Below are 23680 nucleotides of genomic sequence, written 5' to 3'. Positions count from 1 at the left end.
GGTGTCTCACGTAGGAGTGGCTTTAGCCGCGAATAGCAAACGGAATTAGCAATTCAAGACCAAAAAACTCACCACAGAGAAACGGAGTCACAGAGAAATGCAAGAGGGCGTAACTCATCGCTGATTGTTGGTCGCAACTAACAGAGTCATAAAGGAGCAAAAAATCTCAAATACCCGACAAGCGCATTCACTATTTTTTACAGGCCCTAAAAACTGATCAATCACCCTGACGACTCAACCAGATGGAAGCGTTTGCATAGAGCTGGGTAAAAAGTGCGTAACGCTGTCCATCATTAAAACTTGCAGGGCTTTTCTTTTTAATCGACTCTATTTTCTCTTGTGCCGTATATTTAACTCCTTTAATAGTTTCCAATCGGCTCTCTGAAGTAATTTGACGAACAAGCGCAGCGCTTATCAGATGCGCTTTCAGCCTGCCTGACTTCTCCGGTTTACTCTCGTATGCATCAAGTGTAAGGAAGCGATTTTCCGAACAATCTTTTTCTTTTACGCCAAACAATTTCTTTAATTCTGCTTCATCCAGAAGAAGAAAGCCGTATCGATGGGCGGTTTCACCGACTGGGATTAAATAATCTTCAACAATCAGTAAATAGCCGTCATCCTTGAGTAATTTCGCGACATGAGAATCTTTTCCTAATTCACGAATCCAATCATCGGGATCAATCTCGTGAAGAACATTGCACATCACAACTAGATCAAAAGACCCAGCGTCAAGTTTCGCGCTAATTTTAGACAGTTCATTGAAATATCGATTTTGAACGTCTTCGCCTGAGTAAAAAGAAGTCAGTTCATTCATGCAACGTTCTTTATCATCGTCGTAGGAGTCAAAAGCATGGTAGTCAAGCCAGCCTCGAACATTGTCTCCAGGCATAGACAAAATTGTTGATAGCAATCGCCCCTGTCCAGCTCCGAAATCAAGCACTCTGATGGAATTATCTGTTCCGTTCTTTGAGCGTAATTTGTGAATAATTCTTGCAATCTGGTTAGTTTGGGGATCGGCAGTATCTGCCCCGACTGTCCCCGGTGGCAACAGACATTCAGACAAAAAACGGGCTGTAGCAAATTGTGCTGGCAAGAGAGTGAATTGCTGTAATCGATCTGCCCCGCTCTGACCACCCATGAGACCATTAAGAACACGCTCAGGTTGACGTCCGCTCCAAGATACCTGTCCGTCATTCACGTACCACAGGCAATTTGGATCATCGTGGACTAAATGAGCAATAAGCGGAACGCAATGCGTTGCAATCCAGATTTGTCCATCAGTACACAATTCTTTTAATCTGGTAACAAGCTCAATGATAGCTGTAGGATGAAGATGATTTTCAGGCTCATCAAGAATCAAAATGGCTTCTTTTAATCTTGTATTCTGCGCATGTAGGGCGACAGCCAACTGCAAAAGTAATTTTTGCCCGGAAGATAAGGTCCGATAGTAATCGTCCCTGCCGAATAGCGAAACCTTTCCACCGACGGTATAACGAGGATCGCTAGCCGTTCCTAATAAAAGCTTAATTGTATCTTTGAGTTCTTTAGCTGATGTTTGTATAGATTCAATCTTCTTAAAATCTAACTGCGCTAAGGCATCCGGATGCCTTGAATTGAAGTCAATTTGCAGTTTGTCTTTTAAGTATGACGAAGCTGATTCATGCAAATTACCCAATCCTGGACTCTTCGCACTTTCGGCGAAATCTCTCATTTGGCCGGAAGATATATATTCTGCATCAAGAAGAGTCGTTTGTAATGGAACAAAATTTATAAATCCGACTGGGCCATTGCTGTCTGAGTCATAGCAAATCATTTCTCTAAGGCGTAATTCATTTTTGATGCCCTTCAACTCAAAGCCAAAAGCATTTACTGAATTCAAATATCCGCCATACTCACTCTCTGACGCCCCATCTAACAACGTATGAAAATGATTGATTGCTGCATTATTTTCCGACTCTGCCACCTTGAGCTGAGCCAGCGAGCGACTGCCTAACCTGCTATCCAAAGAAGTTAACGCATTTAACAGGCGAGTTTTCCCTGAGCCATTAGGTCCTGCCAACACAACAACCTGTCCAAGCCTTGGCATTTTTATTTCGGCAGTAATACCGCAATCAATGCCTCTTTCTGAAAGTTCATTGGGAAGAAAATGTATTTGAGATATGCGCATGATTTGAGATCGTCCGTGATTTTCAGTTATATCTTACATGGCAAATTGTTGGATTTGTTAAGAAGGCACTCATATCTACAACATAACAAATTTGTCCATATGAATAAGACCGGAATTTAAAATGTCAATATACGGGGTAGGCTATAACGCATCCATTACCTCCATTAATGTCGCTCCAGCGCAGGCTGGAGCCCAGCGGCGTTCGTTGGTTGACGAAGGAATTTCTTAAATCTGGATGGACGTCACAAACCCAATATGGCACATCAACGTACCCGGCCCAAATACGATGGATTCCTGCCTGCGCAGGAATGACAATTGAAAGATATCAATATAAAAAGGCCACACGGTTTGTATGGCCCTGCATAGAAAATCCAGAATGAGCGTTTTGTCCCGCAACTACTCAAAAACGCCTATGCAAACCTTACTTCGGCGGGAAGTTATAAGTCACCGTGTAGTTCCCGCTCCCCGCATACGATTTGACCTGCACATAGTAGTAACCCGCCGTGCCTGCATAGCTGATGGATTCAGTCGATGTGCTGCCTTCGCTGCTGGCTACCTTGGTCCAGGCGCTGCCTGAGTATTTGTACAGGTAGAGGTCAAAGTCTGTGCCTGCTGGCCCGCTCAACTGTATGCTATAGGTGCCATTGCCAGACTGGATATAGCCGGGTGATGCGCTGGGTGCATTAGCCGTTGCGCCGCTGGCGAGGCTGCCGGTCTGGGTGACAGCACCACCTGGTGTTGGTGTGTATGAGGCAAACACCGTCCTGGCCAGGCCTTCATTGACTGCATGCCATGGATAGCCCAGCGTGCGCATGCGGGAGTTTTCTGTTGGCCTGTATTTCCCGGTCTTGCAATATTGCGCGCCCTGGAAGGTGCCGACTGTACCATTTGCATATTGCCCCAGGCCGGTTGGAACCGCAGTGGATGACGAGATCAGGCCACCCCATTTGACATTGCGTGTGCCATTCAGGGATACATCGCCTGAGCTGGGTTCAGCACTGAGGCTGCAAGTACCGTAATCATATTCATCAGCCAGGGCAAAGGCGGTGTGGCCTATCTCATGCAGGGCAATTTCCACAGACTGGGCATGCATGGAGAGCGTCGCGATCTCACCGCCAGAACCACCATAGCGAGTGGAGTTGGACACCACGACAATGACGTCACGCTGGTCAGGCGCAAGTACCGAACCGACGATGTCATATACCTTGGTTGAGTTCACACACAGCAGGCGGTCGATGTTATAGCAGTAGAAGCTGCCATCCATGGCGGTGTCGCGATACACGCCCTTGTCCGGCTCATCTGCGCCGGACTGGTTGCTGACGACATCAACGCGGTGCACATTGATGCTGGCACGATTCGCTGCAAACAGAGGATCGGCCATGAAGCCATCGATGACTTTTTGTGCGTCTGTACGCCATTTACTCATCTCGGCAGCAGTATAGCCATCGCCAACAAAGACCAGGTCCATGCGTGCATTGGACGGACCATTATTGATGATAGTCGTGACGGTTGCTGCCGGGGTGGCAGATGGTGGTGGCTGCATGCGTGTGGCCTGGCCGTTGCGTACTATCTTGTCAAGGGTAGCGCGGTTAAATACCACCGGCTGCGGCGGTGGCAGCGCCATGCGCGCATCGCCCGCGGCTTGCGGCTGGATTTCTATGCTGGCGACCTTGTCATCAAAAGGCAGGGACACCTCAAACACACCATCAGCCTGCCTGACTTGCTGCGACACATCAATGGCCCCGGTCTTGGGATCAAACGCCTCGACATGGCGCTGCTGCGCATTGCGCACCAGCACTTCATGGATGATAGTACCCTGAGCATTTCTGGCAATGACACGCCAGGGTTCGCCCTGCCCACTGTCAGGCATGCTGGGTGTCAGCGCAAACTCGCCAAGCTCGGCACGTACAGGCGTGAAACTGGTGCCCTGCCTGCCATCGCTGTAGGCGACCCGCAGCGAAATATTCGCCGCATGGGCTGCACTGAGTTGTAAGGCTGAAATTGCAACGGACATCAAAATAAGTTTGAGTGAATTCATACTGTCTCCGAATAAAATAAGGTGAATGTGTGAACTACCGATGCTGATGGTGCTAATGCCGGTGTTTAGGCTGATATTGATGCTGATATTGACGCTGATGTTGATACTGCTAAAGCTGATGACTAAGGAGGAACCTCCCCCGATGTGAGAGAACCGTTGACGAAAGATGCTATCGGGGCAGTCGCTGCGCTTGATGCTGGCAGCTGGAGTTCAGTATAGTAAAATAAATATATTAAACAAATATTAATGTAAGCAAATGTGAATGAGATCGCGGCATGCAAATGAAGGTCGCCGGGGTCGATATGGATACTGGCGGCCTGCCCTGCTTCTCTTATGTCACAATAGCTGGTCTATCCCAGTCCATGACCTGCATGCACCGCATCACACGCTCTGATCTCTATTTGTTTCTGATGCTGCTGTTGACCAGCCCTGTCACGGTGCCATGTGCACTGATCTGCCTCGTGCTGTTTGGCCTGTTCTGGCTGCTGAGCCTGCTCCAGATAAAATTGATAAGCGGTTTATTATTCATCTTGTTCATGGTGATTGGGTATCCATTTATTATCGTATTGCAGCTCAGCGGCTCTGCGGTAAATCACCTGCTGCGCGCACGTCCGCAAATTGACGATACCGGTTTTACTTTCCATCGCCGCTTTAAAAAAGTGACGGTCTTGTGGACTAGTATCAAGTTCATCCGCGAGGTCTGGACGCCGCCTGGGGGATCGGCATTTCAATTCCACTTCCATGATGGGCAGCATCTGCAAATATCCAGCACTGAAGACAGTCAACCAGTCATCGAAGAGACGAATAAGCTGGGCATACCATTTGAACTGGACAAGTTCTGTCAAGCCTTCCGTGATGACAGGCGTACTGCAGATAGACACGCCTCAGACGAAGCAGACGTGGACTAAACCTCATTCGCCATACTGTGACAAACTCATCTTTTTGCGAAAACCAATACCGCGATAGCATGGATCAACTCCCGATTATCTTCTTCCCTGGCATCAACGGCGATGCACGCATATTTGCAGAACAGCTAAAAGCCTTCTCCACCTTAAAGGTCGCGCAGTGGCTGCCGCCAGCCCGCTCAGAGAGCATGTCGGCGTATGCAAAGCGTATGGCAAGAGCAGTTGATCCGGGTGGCCCCTGCCTGGTCGGTGGCACCTCTTTTGGTGGCATTGTCGCACTTGAAGCCTCCCACCATCTGCAAGCGCAAGCCTGCCTGCTATTTGCGTCCAGCCGCGATGCCCATGGCCTGCCGACCAGCTTGCGCATGGCAAGGCAGTTGGGTAAACTGATCAGTGCTGACACCATCTGGAAATGGACAATGCGGTGGCAAGATGCCAGCATTGCCAGCCTGCCATCGGCCAGAAACAAACGCCAACGCCTGTCGCCAGCGCAGCAGCATTTTCGTGACTGGGCCCTGTCTGCCTTGCTGGGCTGGAAGCCTGCTCCCGCAGCCTGCACTATCATGCAACTGCACGGCAGCAGAGACAATGTCTTTGCCGCCAGACGCAGCAAGGCCGACAGCAGCATCGTCGGTGCCGGGCATGTGATGACGCGTACGCATAGCGAAGAGGTCAATCAGTTCATCATCAAAGCACTTGAATCCTGCCATTCGTCAGAGACAGGCATCACCAGCATCCAGCAAAGCAGGCATCACCATGACTGACCGCATCAGGTTTTCAGACATCATGCTTTTTTTGGTCTTGCTACTGAGCTGCCCCATATGGCTAAGTTGCCTACTCATGGTGTGGATACTGAGCATCGTTTTTTTGCCTTTGTTGATACTAAAGCTGCCACTGAATATTAAAATCTTCCTCACAAATATGATGACGTTAACTGGTTTGCCATTTTTGTTCGTCGCTACCCTCGGGAGTAAAGGCTTTTATCACCTGATACGAAAACGCCCGCAAGTCAGGCAAAACGGATTTACCTATCGCCAGGGATTTAACTCAAGAGAAATCACCTGGGCAGAAATCGCCTTCATCAAATGGACGAACTTTATACCTGATGGCGATGCCTATGAATTTACCCTGATTGACGGTAATGTATTCAGCTTCAACTCCTATGTAAAAATCCAGTATCTGCTTGAACAGTCGCAGAAAGCGGGAGTGGAGTTCAGGCGTTGGAACGAACCAGGTAAATCTACGGTCCGGAATACAGTATGGGATGAGATATGATGATTTCACTCCCTTGCTCCCGCCGTAGCAGGGAATTTTCTTCTGCACTTGCGTCTTTGTAGTACCCGCCATATGCTATTCATCCAAATCGATGATGCCTGCGGCAGTATCAAACAGCTTAGCCCGAATTTCACCCATAGCATCAGATAAAAAAAGCAAGCAATGACACTACCCCGCCCCGCTGATTTTGAAGGCATACTCAGCCTCTCCCGTACCGACAACGACGGCAGGCAGTCTGCCGTGCTTAACGGGTACAGACCTGCCCACCAGTTGCATGACAATCACTGCAGCACCGGCATCCATGAATATCTGGATAGTGACCAGGTGCAGCCGGGTGAAAGTGGCCGGGTGGCTGTGTGTTTATCCACGCCCGATATGTACCCGGCCTGTCTTTGGGAAGGCCGTGAAATCAATATTCTTGAAGGTAAAAAACAGGTAGGCACACTCAGGGTCACCAGCATATTCAATACTACTCTGCGCACTAGCCCTGGCGAATACCTGATCAGGTGGCAGGCCCCGCGCCTCACAGAAATTGGTGCGCGCCTGCTTAATCTCTTTCAAGGTGACGATTACCAGATCAATCAACAAGCCTTGCAAGGCCTGCACGCACTGCATGCATCTCCCCTGGTCTTGCGCATGGATACAACACTGTTCAAGACCGTCATGAACATGCCAGGCTTTGCCACAGCAGATTGCGTCGCCCGCATGCTGACCGGCTATCGACTGAATTACACGCGCAGCCTGGCCGCTTTCAAAGCTGCGTCGAGCGATGAAACTTTCCTCGGCCTGTTTAAGGGCGCTTCCAGAAAGAAAGCACAAGAAGAATATACGCAGGTCGTTACAGACCTGGGCAGCCTCATGTATGCCCTGCCAGGCTATGGTCATCTGGCGCAGGAAGAAGTACTGGCCCTGCTCGATACTGGTGATGGCTTTTTGACCTCCTTTGCCGGAACCATGATGGATGCGTTTCCCACACTAGACGACCGGCACATAGCACAGCTTCTCGACACGATGGAAGAGTACGGCGTACATGAATGGCCCTACCAACCCGGCATTGCACTGGCTGCCGCATTGACAAAAAACCCCAAAGGTTTTGACACAGTGATGAGCAGATTTGAGCATGGCAACGACAATCTGCAATGCGGCATATTCCGAAGTTTTGAATCCCTGGAGATGGCACTGCCTTTGCAGGCACAAGACATGATTGTGCGCCGGGCACTATCGTATGGCGGCAATCGCGATGACGAGGCATACAGTACTGCCGTCATTGCACTGGCATTATGCAAAGACCGGCAAGCAGAAGCGATAGCGATACTGGTCCCCTGCCTTGACAGTGAAGCCTGGTTCATCCGTGGTAATGCAGCCATGTCGCTGGGTTTGCTCGGCATAGAAGATGAAGCATTGATCAATCGCCTCGGTGACATGATCTTTGATACTGAAGGCAACGACTGGAGCGTGCAGTCAGCCACGCTGGGGGCTTTGACAGAACTTGGTGACAAGGCGCGCAGCCAGATCAGTAAATTGCTGAGACTGGCAAGTGACAACGAAGAGGATGAAGATTTCAATGGTTATCCTTGCCCCAATCAATTGCTGGCAGATTGTTTTGGTGCCATAGGCGAGAGTACATCTGCGGTGATCGAGGCACTACGCAAGATAGTCGCCAGACAAGGCCGTATCAGCGCCGGACCGGCCGTCATCGCCCTGGGCAAACTAGGCAAGGCAGCCGCACCTGCCATGGAGACAATCAAGGCGTTTATTTTCAGCGAAGACTATCATGTCGACGATGCAGAAAAAGCCCGCGCCGTCATCGATGCCTGCATCTCCATCAATGGTGTGGACGATGTTGATGTCAGCAACTGCATCAGACATGTGGCAAAGTCTGTGCATGCGGATGTGGCTGAGGTGGCGCATCAGTATTTGAGCAGGGAAACTAAAAAGTAAAACCGTCGTGCATCGGCATGATGATAGCAAGATGTGCAACTGAAACTGCTCCTGATGTTAGCAAAGCCCCGGTCGTAGGGCGCATTATAATGCGCCGTATGTGAGCGATGCACACGGCACAGATATCTTGCCACGGCATGCAGCATGCTCATGCGGCGCATTGCAATGCGCCCTACTTTACGGCGATATCGTCATTCGCTGAGATGCGCTTAGCAGAGCTTTATCTGAGCTTAATGTGGCTTGCACCAAGTTCAAACGCATGGCTTTGAATACGATGGATTCCTGCCTGCGCAGGAATGACGATAGAGAAGATGTCCAAACAAGCTGGGCCACTGTTTGCCCAGGCTCGTGACAGCCATTAGCACGGCCAAGCATATTCACACCAGCTAATCCAGTTTCAGATAAAGGTATTTCTGACCATTGTCCGGGCTCGCTTCATAACCCTGTGCTTGCACAATACGTCCTGCCAGTTTGAACACTTTCTTGCGCATGTCACTATCCTGCGGTAATTCGATCACCAGATGTCCGGTATTTTCATATGGGTTATCGGTGCGGTCTATATCGCATGCAAATACACTGCCACATTGTGCATTTTTCAGAGTGGTCAGCATACGCCTGCTCTTTGCCCTGTTCATCAAACCCAGTGTCGCTTTGGGATTATCAAACCATGCAAAGGCATCTTCCCCACTCGTCTCAGCAATCAGATTGCCGCACCATTCGTCATGCGCCAAACCTGCTGCCACATCGGGCAATTGAATTTTCGATTCAGTTTCGGTGTGCTTGCCATCTTCTTTTAGCGCTCTGCGAAACGCCACATCAAAATCAACAGTATTCTGGTCGGCAGCAGGCATGTCAGGATAAGCAACTCTGGCTAATTCATACTTCTTCTTAGATGCCATTTTCTTTTTTACCCTATAGCTTACGATAGGCTGTGAGCAGGTAAACTCAATATCTATCATGATATCCATGATGCCATACCAGTGACTCTCGCTCCACTGCTTGCCATACCGGTCAAATTCTTTGCTTATACATTTTCCTGATGGCAGTTTCTCCAGATGCTGTATGCCTGTAAGAACATCATTCTCATAGCGCTCACTGATGTGCACGCCATTGACTTCACGGCGCTCATGCCTGACTTGCATTGCTCACTTCCCTCATAAAATTGTTCTGATTCCAGCCAAAAGCTTATTTTTCAGAGCCTTACTCTACATGTTTTTTATCTCTGCTCCAGGCGTTCTATTTCTGAAAAAATCTCATTGAAATCACCATAGATATCAACATCAGCATCAAACAAAACTTGATTTTTTGCGAGGTATTCGATTGCGGGCATTAACTCTTTCATTAGTGGAGAAATCGAATCAGGGTCAACTCTCAGTTTGCTCTCGACCAGTCGTAAAAAACAACTGGCGGCATCTGACGCATTACGGTTGTTCAACACCGCAGGCGATGTTACATATTGACAGTAGGCACCGATATAATATTGAAACGGAATTACTGGCATGAACCTGAGTTCTCCTGTTCGTTCTATAACCGCCCCTTCAAAAAGAAGTCTTGCTTCTGCCAAGTTTTTTCCAAAAAACATTTTATGCGCATATTTTTGGTCAAGGTCATTTTTATATTCGCCCCAGTCTTCTTCAGTCGGGATTTGCAGGATTTTCTTCATTTTTCAAACCGGTCTATATTTTTGATTAACTCATCGTTTAATTCCACCGACTAAGCCAAATAGCTGCAACTTGATCATCAGGGTTTATTGAACAAAGCGATAGTCCGCGCAACCGATGGTGCAATCATGGATTCATGGCTGCCTGTGATTACTTCATGTTTGCAGACTGAATATTTGGCGACCATATTACAAAATTCTGTATTCACTGGAATTGATGGTGAGGCTGCAGATTCGGTAAACACAAACAAGGGTACTTTGACCGATGTCACATAACGAAGAGGGTCACGAATTTTTTGTTCATCGGGCAGATCGACATTAAAGGGAGCAATATTCTTGTAATGTGCCAGCCACAAAGGCAAACGGGCAAAACCACTATAAGCAGCAACCGCCTTGTACGGCGATGGCATTTGTGCAGTCAGCATGGCCAGGCTACCACCTACACTGTGGCCTGCCAGATAAATTCTTTGCGCATCAACTTGCGGCAAAGTCGCCAGATATTTGCCCGCAGCGATGGCATCATCGACTTCGCCGCCAAACATTTCAAAATAACCCTCGCCACCATTCTCACCACGCAGGCGTGGCATCAAAAGTAGGTAACCCGCGTTGACAAAACCCTGGGCTGAGACCCAGTCGTCGGCTGAAAATGAAAAACCGCCATGCAAAAACACGACCGCAGGCATTTTCTTCGAGTTGTCAGTCGTGGCCGACATCCAGGATTTCAAATGCAAGTTCCCAGAGACGTAGTCAATTTCTTTGACACCAGCCGGCAATTTTTCTGGCACAAAATCTTGTGGCGACTTGACTTTCTTTGTGAGTTGGCTTGCATAGGCAGCTCTTGCTGTTTGCAAGTCTTGCGCGTGCACGCTAAAGTAACCAGCAGTCAGGGATAATAACAACAAGGGTTTGAACAAACCTAGCGTCTTGATTTTCATTTTATACCGGCACAGGTGGGAAGAAATCAGGATAGTAAAGCATTCAGGCAATTATGAATACAGGCGGCTCACGTAATGCGGTTAGAGCCATCGTGACCGCACGGATGATAATCACGACCCGTGAGTTTTATCTGGTGCAAATTCGGCTTACAGCTTGCGCCATGCTCACCATGCTCAAACGCATGGCTTTGAATACGATGGATTCCTGCCTGCGCAGGAATGACGGTAGAGAAGGTATACAAATAAGCAGGTGACGCGGTTTACACAGACTCATCATCGCCATTAACGCAAACAGGATCAGATGGTTGTCTGTCAGCAGTGACTTAACAAATCCCGCTAAGCATCACCCACCAACGGCAATTCCAGCCCCTTGCCATACACCCGTATCAACTCCTCCACAGGCTGCGGTCTGGAGAGCACAAAACCCTGTATCAGCGTATCGCCAAACTGCCGCAAAAAGGCAAGCTGCGTATCCGTCTCGACCCCTTCTGCAATCACATTCAAACGCAGGTTGCGGCCCAGTTCTATGATGGTGCGGACGATGGCGCGGTCTTCGCTTTGTTGGGGCAGGCCTTTGATGAAGGAGCGGTCTATCTTCATCGAGGAAATAGGCAGGTTCTTCAAGTGGGCAAGTGAAGAATATCCCATGCCAAAATCGTCGAGACTGATGCCAAAGCCCAGCCGCCGCAGCGTGCTCATGATGGGGATGACATGGTCGGGCTGGTGCATGAGCATGCTCTCTGTGAGCTCCAGGCAGAGGTGGTGTGGCTTGATGCCTGACCTTTCGACGACGGCGCGCAGTTCATCGGGCAGCGCGCTGGAGGTAAATTCAGACGCGGCCATGTTGACATGTACCTTCACATTTTCAAAACCACAGCGGTGCAGGCGTGCCAGGTCGTGGCACGCACGATGCACGACCCAACTGCCTATCTGGATGATGAGGCGGCTTTCTTCTGCAATGGGGATGAAGATGTCAGGACGCACGATGTCGCCATTGGCACGGCGCCAGCGTATCAGGGCTTCCAGGGCATGGATCTGGCCGTTAGCAGCAAAGATAGGCTGATATTCGAGGAACAGGGCTTGCTCGGCAATGGCCTGGTGCAACTCGGTTTGCATGGTCAGGCGTTGCGCCAGGTCTGACTGTTGCACGGCCAGGGTGTAGGAGGTGCTGCTGGAAAAATAGCTGACGTCATTGCGGCCATTTTTCTTGATGCGGTACATGGCGGTATCAGCACCGCGCAAGAGCTCAGGGCCGGTCAAACCATTGTCGGGATAGATACTGATGCCTATGCTGGCCGAGACGGTAATCTCATGGCCGTTGAACATGAAGGGCAATTGCGCTGCATGCAGCACTTGCCTGACCAGGCTATCAAGCTGTTCATTGAAAGGCGTGGCAGAACCATCGGGCTGGTAGAGTATCGCAAACTCATCACCGCCTAGCCGCCCTACCAGCTTGCCGGGTATGGGCAGGGCCTGCACCCTTTGCGAGAAGCCGCGCAAGACAACATTGCCAGCCTCATGACCAAAGGCATCATTGACCGGTTTGAAGCGGTCAAGGTCAATAAAGATCAGGCCAAACTCAGTGCCACTGGCAGCGCTTTTTTTGCAGGCGCTGTCGAGTATCTGGTAAAAATGGCTACGGTTGGCGAGCTCGGTCAGGCCATCGATTTGCGCCAGCAGGCGTATGGTTTCTTGCTGTTCCAGCCTTTGGGCGGTTTGCGCAATCAGCGCGCCTATGGTGGCGGACAGGCTCGGCAGTTGCGCTTCACTCTGGCGCGTCAGGCGGCTGTAGAATTCCAGCACGCCGGGGCAGTGGCGCTCACCTTCATCGGTGATATAAGCCACAGGGAAGATATAGCCAGAGCGCAGCTGGCACTGCATCGCACTCTTATTGCGCAAAAAATCTTCATCGCTGCTCATGCTCTCTACCCAGCGCGGCTCTCCCTGTTGCCACACCTGGCCTACCAGGCCGGTACCGGGGCGCACCTGCATGGCCTGGCTTTCTTGTGTGAACAATTGCAGGGTTTCTTGCTGGGCATGCCAGTAATCTTGCAGCCTCAGTTGGCGCTCACCTGAGGCATCGGTTGCGACTGTCCAATAAGCGCCCCAGTCCCAGCCCAGGTTTTCACAAACCAGTTGTATGACCCTGGTGACAGCCTCACCGATAGAATCTGCGCCAACGAACAGCCGGGTTGATTCAAAGCCCAGGCGCTCGCGCATGGCGGCATGCCTGGCGGCGGTGATATCGGTCAGTATGCCTTCGCAAAGCGTAGATGCGGGCGCTTGCGGCACCGACCTCAGGCGCAACCAGCGCAGGCCAGTGCCTTCATTGAAAATGCGGAATTCATACTCCATCGGGCTGCGTCTCGTAGCCGGATTGCGCAACATGGCATTGATTTGCTGCATGTCGTCTGCCAGCACTTTGGCAAAGCCCTGCTCCATCCCTGCATGCCAGCCGGCAGCCACACCCAGCATGCCCGCTGCCATTACCGAAAACACCAGACCATCACTGTCAGGGTGATACCACCAGCGCCCAAAAGCCGCCGCCTGCTCAACTGCATCCGGCACAGCCGCTTGCGCCAGCAAGGCGTACAACTCCGGGCTTGTGCAGAGTTCTACATATTCTGGCAAGAAGCTGGCAGGGGTTAGGGAAATGGATTCATGCATGGCGTGAAATACTTCCGGATATGCAAAGTGATTATTTATGGCCAGCAATTTTTATACCATACAAGCACCTTGTAATGCGGGTATTTTGGTGCATATTCTGCATAGTCTGTTGTTTCCCTGAAAAGACCAGGCCCTGCCCAGGCATGGACATGCACCATAAAAGCACATCTGCCTGCAACACCCGACAAGCCCGCTTGACATATTGTCACCCGCAAACCCATGCGTCTTGCCGCTTTGGTGTATTGCACATACGTCAAGCTCAGCTTACAGTGAGCCTGGAAAAATTCTCATGCCACCCTATTCTGATTCACCATGAAATATCTGAGCGCCGATATCCTGTTTAAAGAAGAGTCTGCAGCAAGCCAATTTTTTGCTGCCATACACCCACATCTGCAAGAAGATGGCTATTTGCTCAAGCAATCGCTGGCGCGGGTATTGGCAGTGCCGCCGGTTTGCGCATTTGAGTTTTCCATCGATGTTTGCAAGCAGTACCGCAATGTCATCAATCTCGAATTTTATGGCGGCACGCGCGATGAATACGAAGACATCATCAGCGCCTTTTTTGCCGCAGGCGCGTACCTGCTCAAGCTGCGCGTGCGGGCCGACGAATACCATGAAACCGAAAGATATGCCGCAGGTAAGCGCGTTAAAAAACTCAAGGAATTCGACAAGGAATATGACAAGCTGCTCATCGCTGACGTGAACCTCGAATTTACCCGCGCTATCAGCAAATCGGCTTTCAGCAAAGCCGTGGCGCTGCTAACCCAGATAGACAAGAGCAGGGTCAAGCTCGACGATGAACATCTGCGCACCCTGTTCATCGATACTGAATCTGAGGCACTGGCGCTGGCCATGATAGCGCAAGGCTTTTTCCCTGAGAACCTTCTGGTAGCCGGAGAAGTGCGCCTGTTTGCACTGGCCGCCAATATGGGCAGCAGCGCCGTATTACAGGCATTTTTTGAACTGGGCTTCAACCCCTATCTTGCCGACAACGATGGCAATGACGTGTTGCACGCCGTGCTGTATTGCCAGCACGCTGGCGGCATCGCTGCGGCAGAGTATGTGGCGACGCAATGCGCGGCAGACCTTGACCCCATCGGAGCGCAGGGCAGCCCGCTATGGTATGCATTTCAGGAACAACTGAACATGGCAGGTGCCAGGCACTTTCGCCAGCATGGCGCCACATCCATCGCCCCGGCAGGGTTTTATGATGAACTCACGCATGAAGACATCATCGCCGAAGCCGCCAGCCATGCCGACCTCACCACCCTGCAAACCCATTTCACCCCAGCCGACCATGCCATTGCTGTGCGCAAGGCGATTTATAGTGAGGCGCTGGAAGTGCTGCAATGGCTGGACAACCAGCAAAAGATAGACTGGCTGGCCGTGGTCGAAACCGACCGTTTCGACAGCTTCCTGCAGCGCGAAGTGCGCCTATATGAAACACCCTTCATGTTCAATAGCGGCGACAATGCAGACTTCGATTTTTATACAATGATCATAGATGCTGTTGCCCATGACAAGGCCGCTCTTGATGTGATTGCCGTTTATCTCGCAGGCTATAACGGCAGCAGCCATCTACTGCGCAAGCTCGGCAGCCTCGGTGCCCGCTTTGTGCCAGCGGCGATTGACCACGGCGACCCCGAATACCCGCTGTTCAAAGCCGCCCTTGGCGGCCACCTGAATAACCTCGCAACCTTGCTGGAAATGGGTGCTGCGCGGCCAGAACCTGATGGTGAGACCCTGGGAGAGTTCGCCCTGCGCTGCATGGGCAAGCACAAGATTGCACAAGCGAAGGCACTGTTTGGCAGATATGGTGTTTGAAGCCTGTCATGTTAGGGCTGGCACGCAAAACATCTTTAGCCAATATGCGAATGCGCAACTTAATCCAGCGAGAAAGCAAAGGAAAATTATGTCAAGCTCATATGCATCTAGTCTAGTCCTTCATCCAAGCGTATTTACGCCGGTGATGTGCTGCAAGCAAGGCAATCACCGCCGCTTCACCCGGCTGCGCATGGTCCATACATCACCCACAACCATATTTTTGATGTGCTATGGATGCTGGTTCTTACTCACCATCCTCAGTCAGTAACAGATCTATCTGTGCTTTTAAACGCTGCTTATCTGCTTCATAAAATGGTATAGGTATCAGCAACCACGCACGCCTTCCCCCAGGCAAGCGGACTGGTATGCGATCAATATCTTGCTCCTCCAAACCTGCAACAAAATTTGAAGTTGGCTGAGCAACAAGAGGTTGCGCTCCAACCACCCTGGATGTCTCTTCCTGTTTTAAATCGATAGGAATTTCTACTTCAGGTTCAATGTCTGGCGTATTTTCATCGTCATAATAGCCAGCAAAGGCGACTGACTGCTTAAATGCTATCAGTGCAGAGTCTGCAGATGCTGGTATAAAACCCCGCTGTATCAGTTCATATTTCAAATTTGCATCGGAAGGTAATCCAGACTCAAATTTTTCAAGCAACTCGGCATATAGAGGTGGGGTTTTAAGGAACTGCCTCAATAGCACTCTGCGCAATCCTTCATCCGGCGCAAACCGAAATGACTCGACGTCCTTAGAGACCACCAATACTCCGTCCTTTGAACGTGCGAGAAGGCCGAAAGAACGTAACGATGCAATAGCAGACGTAGCGGCACCACTGTTCGCGTTTCTATAACCTATATCTGCCGCTACTACTTCAGTAGGCGCAGGATGAAGTCGCTCCTTTTCATAGACTTTTATTGCCCGATCCAATGCTTCATTTAAAGACATGGAAGGTGCACGCGGGCTCTTTTTGCGTGGGACATCAACCATCATGAACCTCACTTTTATTTTAACAATGAAATTGTGGCTAGATAAGTCGAGAGCAAATTAACCAATTTGAATTCTGTGTTGCACGCTCTCAAGCAGGGACTACCACATTTGGATTGTATAGGAAAACTATACTTTAAGCTAAAATAATATTCGCGAATAGCGAATTCTTGAATTTACGCCTAATATTCTGTAATATAAGACTTATTCGCAATTCACAAATAAAGAATAAGATGAAGCAACTAACAAGTAAGCAAATCATGTTAAAGCCGCAAGATCTGTTTGTTACTTTAAAGATTGCTGTTAATTCTGACTGGCAATACACCTATGCAGAGCTTGCAGGGGAATTAGTCATGTCTGCATCCGAAGTGCATGCAGCCGTAGGACGGGCAGAAATGTCCAGGCTATTGAATCGCAGTGACGGCATGATAAATGTCGTGAAATCAGCTTTACTTGAATTTCTTGTTCATGGAGTCAAATACACCTTCCCACCTATGATTGGCGGTCTGACACGTGGCATGCCAACAACTATCTTTGCTCCAGCATTGAAAAAATATTTCATGGAAAGCGATGAGCTTCCCAGCGTGTGGCCCGATCCGGAAGGAGAAGTACGTGGTTTTTCACTGCAACCGCTTTATCACTCCGTCCCCATGGCTTGCCGTCTGGATAAAAAGCTATATGATCTATTGACTCTGGTAGATGCCTTGCGCAGCGGAGCTGCAAGAGAGAGGGAAATTGCAGAGACATTACTGGTGGAGCATATGCAATGAATGCGAAAGATCCCAACATTGCCTCAGTTGAACTAGTCGCTCAGGCACTTGGTGAGCTATGCGAGGAACTTGTGCTAGTTGGTGGTTGCGCCACAGGATTACTCATTACTGATACCGCACGCCCCGCAGTCAGGGCAACACAAGATGTCGATCTGGTCGCTGAAGTGGCCTCACTTCCGAGTTATTATCATCTTGAAGAAAAATTGAGACAGCGAGGCTTTAAGGAACAAAGCGACGTAATCTGTCGCTGGTCTAAAGACGCATTAATTATCGATGTCATGTCCGCTCAAGATATCGGCCACAATTTCACTAATCGCTGGTACCCGCAAGTAGTACAGCATGCACAGAAAGTAAAACTTTCGAGTGGAAAAGAAATCAAACTAGTGACAGCACCTCTGTTCATCGCGACCAAGCTGGAATCGTTTTACAGTCGCGGCAATGGTGACTATGCACATCATGACATTGAAGACATCGTCAACATCGTTGATGGACGGCCAGAGTTAAGTCATGAAATGCAAACTACTGATAGCGCTGCACGTGATTTTATCAGGGAAGAAATAGATGACCTCCTGGCGGATATCTCATTTACAGAACACCTGCAATGGCATCTGCATCCCGATGCAGCGAATCAGGCACGCCTGCCAATTTTGATAGAGCGATTGCGTAAATTAGCAGGACTGTAATACGTGAATATTAATAGCTGGAAATACATATTGAAACTGTTAATGCCAAGAAAAAAGCCAGAGCACCAGCCCTGGCTTCTCTCCTGCTTCGCTCCTGCTTCTCTCATACTAACTTGCAGACAACAGGCAAACCAGACTACAGCCCACCCATCATCCACATTCAACACAGCCTACACAAACGAAGCCTCTTCCACATCACAAGCCGCATGACGCGCATAGACCGAGCTGGCAAACGCCCTGCCCTGTGACAAGGAACGCAAGTCGTTCGTGTGGCCGAACAGCTTGGTCAAAGGCACATCTGCCACCACTTCAACACGGCCTGTGTTTTCTGTGATGCCCAACACGCGGCCGCTGCGTCTTTGCAAGTCACCGATGACATCGCCGGTATTGATGGCGGGGGCATCGACGGTCACTTTCATGACGGGTTCGAGCAAGACCGGGTTAGCCTTGCGCAAGCCTGCCAGCACGGCTTCCTTGGCGGCGATGATGAAGGCCATTTCATTACTATCAACAGCATGGAAATCACCATCAAGCAAAGTAACTTTGACGCCTGTCACTTTTTGCCCCAGCGGGCCTTGCTGCATGGCCTGCTGTACGCCTTTTTCAACAGCCGGGAAAAACGCCGTCGGTATCACGCCACCCTTGACCACATTCGCAAAGGCAAACTCACCGTCCTCCGCATCCAGCAACTCAAGCCGCACGACAACGCGGGCATACATGCCTTTGCCGCCGTTTTGCTTGTCGAGCTTGCCTTCTGCTTCGACCATCGCCTGGCCCATGGTTTCTTTGTAAGCCACATGCGGCGCGCCGACACGTATATCCACCGCAGCTTCACGGCGGGCACGTTCGAGCACCACATCCAGATGCAATTCACCCATGCCCCACAAAATGGTCTCGCCAGTCTCGACATTGTTTTCCAGACGCAAAGACGGATCTTCACGACGGAACTTGTCGAGTGCTGCCAACATCTTTGCACGGTCAGTGCCACTGCCTGGTTCAACTGCCAGCGCCACCACAGGCTCACCCGCATGGATGGTTTCCAGCGTCCACGGTTGCGCCTTGCTGGACAAAGTGTGCCCCGTCAGCGCGTCTTTCAGGTTGGCGATGGCGATGATACTGCCCGCGCCAGACTGCGTGGTGCTGGTACGTTCATCCGCATGCACGACATACAGACGGCCTATCCGCACAGACGAATCAAGACTGGCGTTCCAGATGGTTTCACCTTCATGCAGACTGCCGCCATAAATACGCACAAACGCCAACGAGCCATGTTCATCATGCGTGACCTTGAACACCAGCGCGGCCAGAGGATCAGCATCACAAGTTGCCACGGTCACACTGTCACCGTTCAATGTAGCAACGGGAGCAGCACGGTCGTCAGGCGCAGGTAGCCAATCAATAACGGCATCGAGCAGCGGTTCTATGCCTGCGTTTTTATACGCAGAACCTGCCAGCATGGGCGTGGCTTTTCTGGCCAGCGTCAGGGTACGCAAACCTTGCAGAATTTCTGCATTGGTCAGCGTGTCGTTCGCCAGATAGGCATCCGTCAATGCATCACTCGCTTCTGCCGCGACCGAGGCCGCATAGGCATACGCCGCCTGGGCTTGCGCCTGCAGTTCTGCGGGCAAGGCTAGCACCGTCATATTGCCCTTGGTATCCCATTGCAGCAGACGCTGTTGCAAGACATCAATGACGCCACCAAACTCATCCGCCGCGCCGACAGGTATCGCCAGAGGCACAGGGCGCGCACCCAGTTGCTTGCGCACCTGTTCTGTGACGCGGGCAAAGTCAGCGCCGGTCTGATCCATTTTATTGACGAAGATGATCATGGGCACGCCATGTTTCTCAGCCTGATGCCAGACAGTCTCGGTCTGCGGCTGCACGCCAGCCACGCCTGACAAAACGGTGATGGCACCGTCAAGCACGCGCAGCGAGCGCTCAACTTCTATCGCAAAGTCGATGTGGCCTGGTGTATCAATCAGCGTGAATTCATGGCCGTTCCAGACGCAGCGGGTCGCCGCTGCCCCAATGGTGATGCCGCGTTCTTTTTCCAGTGCCATGGTGTCCATGGTGGCATTGCCTTCATGGACTTCACCAGTGCGGTGGATTTCGCCGGTTTTAAACAGGATGCGTTCAGACAGCGTGGTCTTGCCAGCGTCTATGTGCGCGATGATGCCAAAGTTGCGCCAGTTGTTACGCACATTATTGAGCGCAGAGTGAGCAGATGCCTTGTTGGAAGCGGCACGGGGGACAGTGTTCGTCATGATGGTCTTTCTACATAGCGAGCGGTCGTGGGGTTGTCTTGGTGACAGCGCCGCGGGGCCATGCGACCACCCTTATTTCAGTGGACCCGCGCGCGTTCTACATCTGCTGACTTCATGTTATATGGCTCCTCAATGAGAGAGTGATTGGTTCAAAGTACACTACAAAGTGTTGACTAAAGTGGTGCTGAGTTTTTGGATATCAAGGGCAAAAACAAAACACAAAAACAAAGTACTGGAAAACAAAAAAGGCCCTTGTGGGCCTTTGTTTTAATTTCTGATTCTATCTGATCAGAGTTTCAACGGGCACACATCAGCGGCCCCGGGATGTCGTGTGACATGCCGGGAGGGCGGAGGTAAAAAAGAGTATGCTCAGTGTTTTCATTTTTATAGAATAATCCTGTTTTTATCAGTTGTCAAATGGGTCTATACTGGTCATGCCACAGAAAAAGCAAGTATAGAAATGCCACTCTCATAGGTAAAACCTTCGCATTTCTGTCTTAATTCACCTTGCCGATAATAAAATTTAATCGATCTGATATAAACTATCAATCGCCACGATACGCTACAGATTGTGAACCTAAGATTCAGCGATCTCACCTGTTTTAACGCCAGAGATGATGCATCCGGCAAGTACCAGCATAAATCCAATAATGATCTCAAACTACATGGCCGGACACCCAGGAAAAGACTATGGTTATGACCGCCTGATGGAAGCGGTGTACTACACCCCACATCTGGTACGGCCAATGATTAACAGTGAGCCGAACTTATTAAACTGCAAGAACTATTCAGGCGAAACAGTCATGCACTGGTTTGTCGTGGAAAACGATATCGAAATTGTTGAGTTACTCAGCTCTTGCGGTGGCATGGTATCCGACTATGCATTAGCCGAAGCATGCGGCATGGGGCATGTGGACATGGTTTATTTACTTCTGGGAATTGGAGTGATCCCAGATTTGTCATTCTGCAAGACACTGATCAAACTCAATTCCGGAATGCCAAGAAAGACTTTAATCAAACTCCGGCGTGCGTTCAACCGATACGGATATAAACTTGAGTGGCCCTTGGCCGGAAAAATGCAATTTTAAACCCATCTAACTATCCAGAAGATTCATCGTTATTTATATTCATCTTCTATTGATTGCATATTTTTTGAAGTAATTTGGGGAGAGGTTTACCGAGATTAGTCATGCATTTATAGATTATTTTTGCAGTTCGAAAAGGATATTTTCATGAAAATTTGTAGCGCCCAAGAAGCGTTACAAGCTGGTTTTGACCCGGCTGCCGCCAGGGTGATAGGCGATTCAAATTACATGGAAATAAATTTAGTTTTCGCTCACAACGAACACAAACTTGGTTATCCCATTTCTGTAGATAGACGCATTAAAGCATTGGATGCCCGCAAAATCGTTCCATCTGCAATAAATACCTTGAAATTCCAGTGTAGGTCACTTGACGATCATTGTATTAAGCCTAATTTTCTTGATGTAATCGAAGTAAACTCATTTACTCCAAATGGTGGGGTTCTGTTGGGATTTGAATATGTAGTATCAGAGTTCGCAAGAGATAAATTACTTCCATACCTAAAGAACGAGTGTACATTTGTACCTGTTGAGATCGCAGGTGTACCGCAACAATATTACATTATGTGGGTTCATCATATTTGTGATGTGGTTGATGAGGAACGTTCGCGACTTGGTGAAGATGAACTTTCACCTGAAAGAAAAAGACCATTTCGTGCAGTATTTCATCTAAATAAAATTGATCCCACCTATTTATTCCGTGTTCCGCAATGGAAGTATGATATGGACTGTGATCTTGCTTTGAAACCATTTCGTGATTTGGTAAAAAAACTCAGAATTTCTGGTTTTACATTTCAAGCTGGGGGAAAGTTTGGGCCGTTTTTAAAATGAGTGCTGGACTGCTACGACCCTATTATCCTGTCCAGCGTGTAGACCGTGTAGGTACGATTAGTGCAACGTAATCGTACGCATGCTGTGCCGCAAATAACTATAGGTCACAAGCAAGTTCCGTGTCCGCCACTTATTCATTTCAACGTGAGTGAAATGCATGCATGATGGAGTCACATAAAATGCCCGAGATTATCAAGCAGTATAGAGAGTTGCAGCCAACCATTCGTACGATTACGTTGCACTAATCGTACCTACGTCCAGACATTAGCCGCGTACCGCCGTCATGAAGCAGGCGCAATTATTCACGGCTGAAGCCGCTGCTGTTGGCACATGTAAAACGGAATCTATCAGCACTCTACAAAACGAATATCAAAGCCCACTACTCCACCCCATACACCGCCGACACCCGCGTCCCCACCACCAGCAAAAAATGCGTGCCCGCACAGGCACTCAATATCCACGCCAGTGGCAAGTCACCCACCAATGCCCCGGACAATACCAGGCTCACCGGCATCAGCAGTTTGAACAGCGAACCGGTGAGGCCAGATATACGGCCTATGTAACGGCTGTCTGTACTCTCCTGGCGGTAGCCCCAGATGCAGACATTGCCGATGACGGTGCAAAAGCTGTTGATGGCCAGTGCTAGCAACAACAAGCGTATGCTGCTGCCCCAGGCCAGCAAGAGCATGGAACAGGCTTCGACGCCCAGTTCCAGTGCCAGCAGGCGGCCCAGGCCAAAGCGCTGGCGCAGGCGACTGGCGACCAGGCCGCCGATGACGCCGCCTATGCCTGCCACGCCATACATGAGGCCGACCTCGGCTGCGCCCAGTTGCAACTGGTCACGCGCACGGAACAGGAACAGCACATCCACCACTCCCGCGCTGCCATTGATGACGACCACTAGCCAGGCCAGGTGCCACAGCGGCTTGTTGGCGATCAGCACGCGCCAGCCTTCGCGCCATTCATTCCAGTAACCATCTGCATCCGGTTTGCGCACTGGTAGTTGTAAATCCCTGAGCAGCCAGGCAGCCAGCAGCATCGCCAGCATGGGCAGCCACAAGCCCAGGTCCATACGTATGGAAATCACGGCACCGGCCAGCGCCGGGCCAAGGATGCTGAACACCTGGTTTAACACCGTCAGTTGTCCGGTAGCAGGCAGCAGCAATTGTTCTGGCAGCATTTCCTTCAACATCCCCATGCGGCAAATGGCATACAGATAATGCAGAGTCATCAGCAGGAAGGCGGTGATAAAGAAAAAAGATAAGGCCCGCGCACCATTCTCCAGCAGCACCGCCTGCATGCCAGTCAGCACAACGATGCCGACAATGGCAAAGCGTGCCCAGCGGCCACGGTCTATGCGGTCTACCCAGACGCCGATGAACATCGCCAGCAGCAAATTGGGCAACAATTCAACCGCGCGCATGCCCGTCATGACCCCGGCTGATTGCGTCAACTGGTAGAGTATCAGCGGCATGGCGAGCTGATAGATTTGCGTGCCCAGCGAAAAGCTGATGGTCGATGCATACAGGCGGCGAAAGCTGGCGAGTTGCCAAAGCGAGGGAGTGGACATGAAGAATATCAAGCAAGGTTGAACAATGCCCACTAGCGTATATCAAAGGCGGAAACACAAAAACGGATAGAATCTGATATTTC

General features: G+C 50.2%; 18 protein-coding genes. 9 read left to right on the top strand and 9 right to left on the bottom strand.

Translation table 11 applies throughout. From position 1 onward, the window contains the following. Positions 1-217 precede the first annotated feature (217 nt). Both ACO0LI_RS28030 and ACO0LI_RS28025 read right to left on the bottom strand, forming a co-directional pair. Positions 218-2167, bottom strand: coding sequence for an AAA family ATPase (locus tag ACO0LI_RS28030; RefSeq protein WP_422952888.1), 1950 nt, complete (start codon positions 2165-2167; stop codon positions 218-220). 421 nt (positions 2168-2588) lie between these two features. Beyond that, a complete protein-coding gene (locus ACO0LI_RS28025) occupies positions 2589-4205 on the bottom strand; it encodes a M64 family metallopeptidase (RefSeq protein ID WP_422952887.1) in 1617 nt (538 codons plus the stop codon). Positions 4206-4480: 275 nt separating this feature from the next. Here ACO0LI_RS28025 and ACO0LI_RS28020 point away from each other — a divergent pair, with 275 nt between their 5' ends. From ACO0LI_RS28020 to ACO0LI_RS28005, 4 genes are all read left to right on the top strand, one after another. Further along, positions 4481-5113, top strand: a complete 633-nt coding sequence (locus ACO0LI_RS28020) for a hypothetical protein (RefSeq protein ID WP_423036873.1) — start codon at positions 4481-4483, stop codon at positions 5111-5113. Positions 5114-5172: 59 nt separating this feature from the next. Further along, a complete protein-coding gene (locus ACO0LI_RS28015) occupies positions 5173-5874 on the top strand; it encodes an alpha/beta fold hydrolase (RefSeq protein ID WP_423036871.1) in 702 nt (233 codons plus the stop codon). A 157-nt stretch (positions 5875-6031) separates the two neighbouring features. Then, a complete protein-coding gene (locus tag ACO0LI_RS28010) occupies positions 6032-6385 on the top strand; it encodes a hypothetical protein (RefSeq protein WP_423036869.1) in 354 nt (117 codons plus the stop codon). 162 nt (positions 6386-6547) lie between these two features. Further along, positions 6548-8326: a HEAT repeat domain-containing protein gene (locus ACO0LI_RS28005; RefSeq protein ID WP_423036867.1), complete on the top strand. Its 1779-nt coding sequence runs from the start codon at positions 6548-6550 to the stop codon at positions 8324-8326. A 386-nt stretch (positions 8327-8712) separates the two neighbouring features. Here ACO0LI_RS28005 and ACO0LI_RS28000 read toward each other — a convergent pair whose 3' ends face one another. The 4 genes from ACO0LI_RS28000 to ACO0LI_RS27985 all read right to left on the bottom strand — a co-directional run bounded on the left by ACO0LI_RS28000 (position 8713) and on the right by ACO0LI_RS27985 (position 13588). Beyond that, the gene (locus ACO0LI_RS28000) at positions 8713-9468 is read right to left on the bottom strand and encodes a hypothetical protein (protein ID WP_423036865.1); all 756 of its coding nucleotides are present in this window, start codon (positions 9466-9468) and stop codon (positions 8713-8715) included. A 74-nt stretch (positions 9469-9542) separates the two neighbouring features. Further along, entirely contained in the window at positions 9543-9989 is a 447-nt protein-coding gene (locus tag ACO0LI_RS27995) for a hypothetical protein (protein ID WP_423036863.1), read from the bottom strand. A 77-nt stretch (positions 9990-10066) separates the two neighbouring features. Further along, on the bottom strand, positions 10067-10921 hold the full coding sequence (locus tag ACO0LI_RS27990) for an alpha/beta hydrolase family protein (protein WP_423036861.1): 855 nt from the start codon (positions 10919-10921) through the stop codon (positions 10067-10069). A gap of 336 nt (positions 10922-11257) precedes the next feature. Then, positions 11258-13588, bottom strand: a complete 2331-nt coding sequence (locus ACO0LI_RS27985; protein ID WP_423036859.1) for a putative bifunctional diguanylate cyclase/phosphodiesterase — start codon at positions 13586-13588, stop codon at positions 11258-11260. Between the two features lie 312 nt (positions 13589-13900). On the opposite strand from ACO0LI_RS27985, the gene ACO0LI_RS27980 reads away from it, so the two are divergent. Then, positions 13901-15412 (top strand): hypothetical protein, encoded by a 1512-nt coding sequence (locus ACO0LI_RS27980; protein WP_423036857.1) that lies wholly within the window; start codon positions 13901-13903, stop codon positions 15410-15412. A 244-nt stretch (positions 15413-15656) separates the two neighbouring features. Here the strand turns inward: ACO0LI_RS27980 and ACO0LI_RS27975 are convergent, their stop codons facing one another. Next, on the bottom strand, positions 15657-16403 hold the full coding sequence (locus ACO0LI_RS27975; protein ID WP_423036855.1) for a hypothetical protein: 747 nt from the start codon (positions 16401-16403) through the stop codon (positions 15657-15659). Positions 16404-16657: 254 nt separating this feature from the next. Here ACO0LI_RS27975 and ACO0LI_RS27970 point away from each other — a divergent pair, with 254 nt between their 5' ends. Both ACO0LI_RS27970 and ACO0LI_RS27965 read left to right on the top strand, forming a co-directional pair. Next, positions 16658-17167: a hypothetical protein gene (locus tag ACO0LI_RS27970; RefSeq protein ID WP_423036853.1), complete on the top strand. Its 510-nt coding sequence runs from the start codon at positions 16658-16660 to the stop codon at positions 17165-17167. Next, entirely contained in the window at positions 17164-17850 is a 687-nt protein-coding gene (locus tag ACO0LI_RS27965) for a hypothetical protein (protein ID WP_423036851.1), read from the top strand. Before ACO0LI_RS27970 ends, ACO0LI_RS27965 begins: the two co-directional genes overlap by 4 nt. A gap of 170 nt (positions 17851-18020) precedes the next feature. Here the strand turns inward: ACO0LI_RS27965 and fusA are convergent, their stop codons facing one another. Continuing rightward, the gene (gene fusA, locus ACO0LI_RS27960; RefSeq protein WP_423036849.1) at positions 18021-20114 is read right to left on the bottom strand and encodes an elongation factor G; all 2094 of its coding nucleotides are present in this window, start codon (positions 20112-20114) and stop codon (positions 18021-18023) included. A 650-nt stretch (positions 20115-20764) separates the two neighbouring features. Between fusA and ACO0LI_RS27955 the strand changes: the two genes are divergently transcribed. Then, on the top strand, positions 20765-21202 hold the full coding sequence (locus ACO0LI_RS27955) for an ankyrin repeat domain-containing protein (protein ID WP_422952875.1): 438 nt from the start codon (positions 20765-20767) through the stop codon (positions 21200-21202). 144 nt (positions 21203-21346) lie between these two features. Beyond that, on the top strand, positions 21347-22027 hold the full coding sequence (locus ACO0LI_RS27950) for a hypothetical protein (protein WP_422952874.1): 681 nt from the start codon (positions 21347-21349) through the stop codon (positions 22025-22027). Between the two features lie 379 nt (positions 22028-22406). Here the strand turns inward: ACO0LI_RS27950 and ACO0LI_RS27945 are convergent, their stop codons facing one another. Then, on the bottom strand, positions 22407-23597 hold the full coding sequence (locus ACO0LI_RS27945) for an MFS transporter (protein WP_422952873.1): 1191 nt from the start codon (positions 23595-23597) through the stop codon (positions 22407-22409). Positions 23598-23680: the final 83 nt, after the last annotated feature.

It is taken from the genome of Undibacterium sp. Tian12W (assembly GCF_049339405.1).
Classification (GTDB): domain Bacteria; phylum Pseudomonadota; class Gammaproteobacteria; order Burkholderiales; family Burkholderiaceae_D; genus Undibacterium.
This window is presented reverse-complemented; position numbering and strand designations above follow the sequence as displayed.

What these genes read in the sequence shown, in the direction of transcription:
- ACO0LI_RS27985 (WP_423036859.1), bottom strand. Translation starts at nt 13,588, where the DNA reads ATGCATGAATCCATTTCCCTAACCCCTGCCAGCTTCTTGCCAGAATAT.
- ACO0LI_RS27995 (WP_423036863.1), bottom strand. Translation starts at nt 9,989, where the DNA reads ATGAAGAAAATCCTGCAAATCCCGACTGAAGAAGACTGGGGCGAATAT.
- ACO0LI_RS27970 (WP_423036853.1), top strand. Translation starts at nt 16,658, where the DNA reads ATGTTAAAGCCGCAAGATCTGTTTGTTACTTTAAAGATTGCTGTTAAT.
- ACO0LI_RS28025 (WP_422952887.1), bottom strand. Translation starts at nt 4,205, where the DNA reads ATGAATTCACTCAAACTTATTTTGATGTCCGTTGCAATTTCAGCCTTA.
- ACO0LI_RS27990 (WP_423036861.1), bottom strand. Translation starts at nt 10,921, where the DNA reads ATGAAAATCAAGACGCTAGGTTTGTTCAAACCCTTGTTGTTATTATCC.
- ACO0LI_RS28020 (WP_423036873.1), top strand. Translation starts at nt 4,481, where the DNA reads ATGCAAATGAAGGTCGCCGGGGTCGATATGGATACTGGCGGCCTGCCC.
- ACO0LI_RS28005 (WP_423036867.1), top strand. Translation starts at nt 6,548, where the DNA reads ATGACACTACCCCGCCCCGCTGATTTTGAAGGCATACTCAGCCTCTCC.
- ACO0LI_RS27965 (WP_423036851.1), top strand. Translation starts at nt 17,164, where the DNA reads ATGAATGCGAAAGATCCCAACATTGCCTCAGTTGAACTAGTCGCTCAG.
- ACO0LI_RS28030 (WP_422952888.1), bottom strand. Translation starts at nt 2,167, where the DNA reads ATGCGCATATCTCAAATACATTTTCTTCCCAATGAACTTTCAGAAAGA.
- ACO0LI_RS27975 (WP_423036855.1), bottom strand. Translation starts at nt 16,403, where the DNA reads ATGATGGTTGATGTCCCACGCAAAAAGAGCCCGCGTGCACCTTCCATG.
- fusA (WP_423036849.1), bottom strand. Translation starts at nt 20,114, where the DNA reads ATGACGAACACTGTCCCCCGTGCCGCTTCCAACAAGGCATCTGCTCAC.
- ACO0LI_RS28015 (WP_423036871.1), top strand. Translation starts at nt 5,173, where the DNA reads ATGGATCAACTCCCGATTATCTTCTTCCCTGGCATCAACGGCGATGCA.
- ACO0LI_RS28000 (WP_423036865.1), bottom strand. Translation starts at nt 9,468, where the DNA reads ATGCAAGTCAGGCATGAGCGCCGTGAAGTCAATGGCGTGCACATCAGT.
- ACO0LI_RS27980 (WP_423036857.1), top strand. Translation starts at nt 13,901, where the DNA reads ATGAAATATCTGAGCGCCGATATCCTGTTTAAAGAAGAGTCTGCAGCA.
- ACO0LI_RS27945 (WP_422952873.1), bottom strand. Translation starts at nt 23,597, where the DNA reads ATGTCCACTCCCTCGCTTTGGCAACTCGCCAGCTTTCGCCGCCTGTAT.
- ACO0LI_RS27950 (WP_422952874.1), top strand. Translation starts at nt 21,347, where the DNA reads ATGAAAATTTGTAGCGCCCAAGAAGCGTTACAAGCTGGTTTTGACCCG.
- ACO0LI_RS28010 (WP_423036869.1), top strand. Translation starts at nt 6,032, where the DNA reads ATGATGACGTTAACTGGTTTGCCATTTTTGTTCGTCGCTACCCTCGGG.
- ACO0LI_RS27955 (WP_422952875.1), top strand. Translation starts at nt 20,765, where the DNA reads ATGATCTCAAACTACATGGCCGGACACCCAGGAAAAGACTATGGTTAT.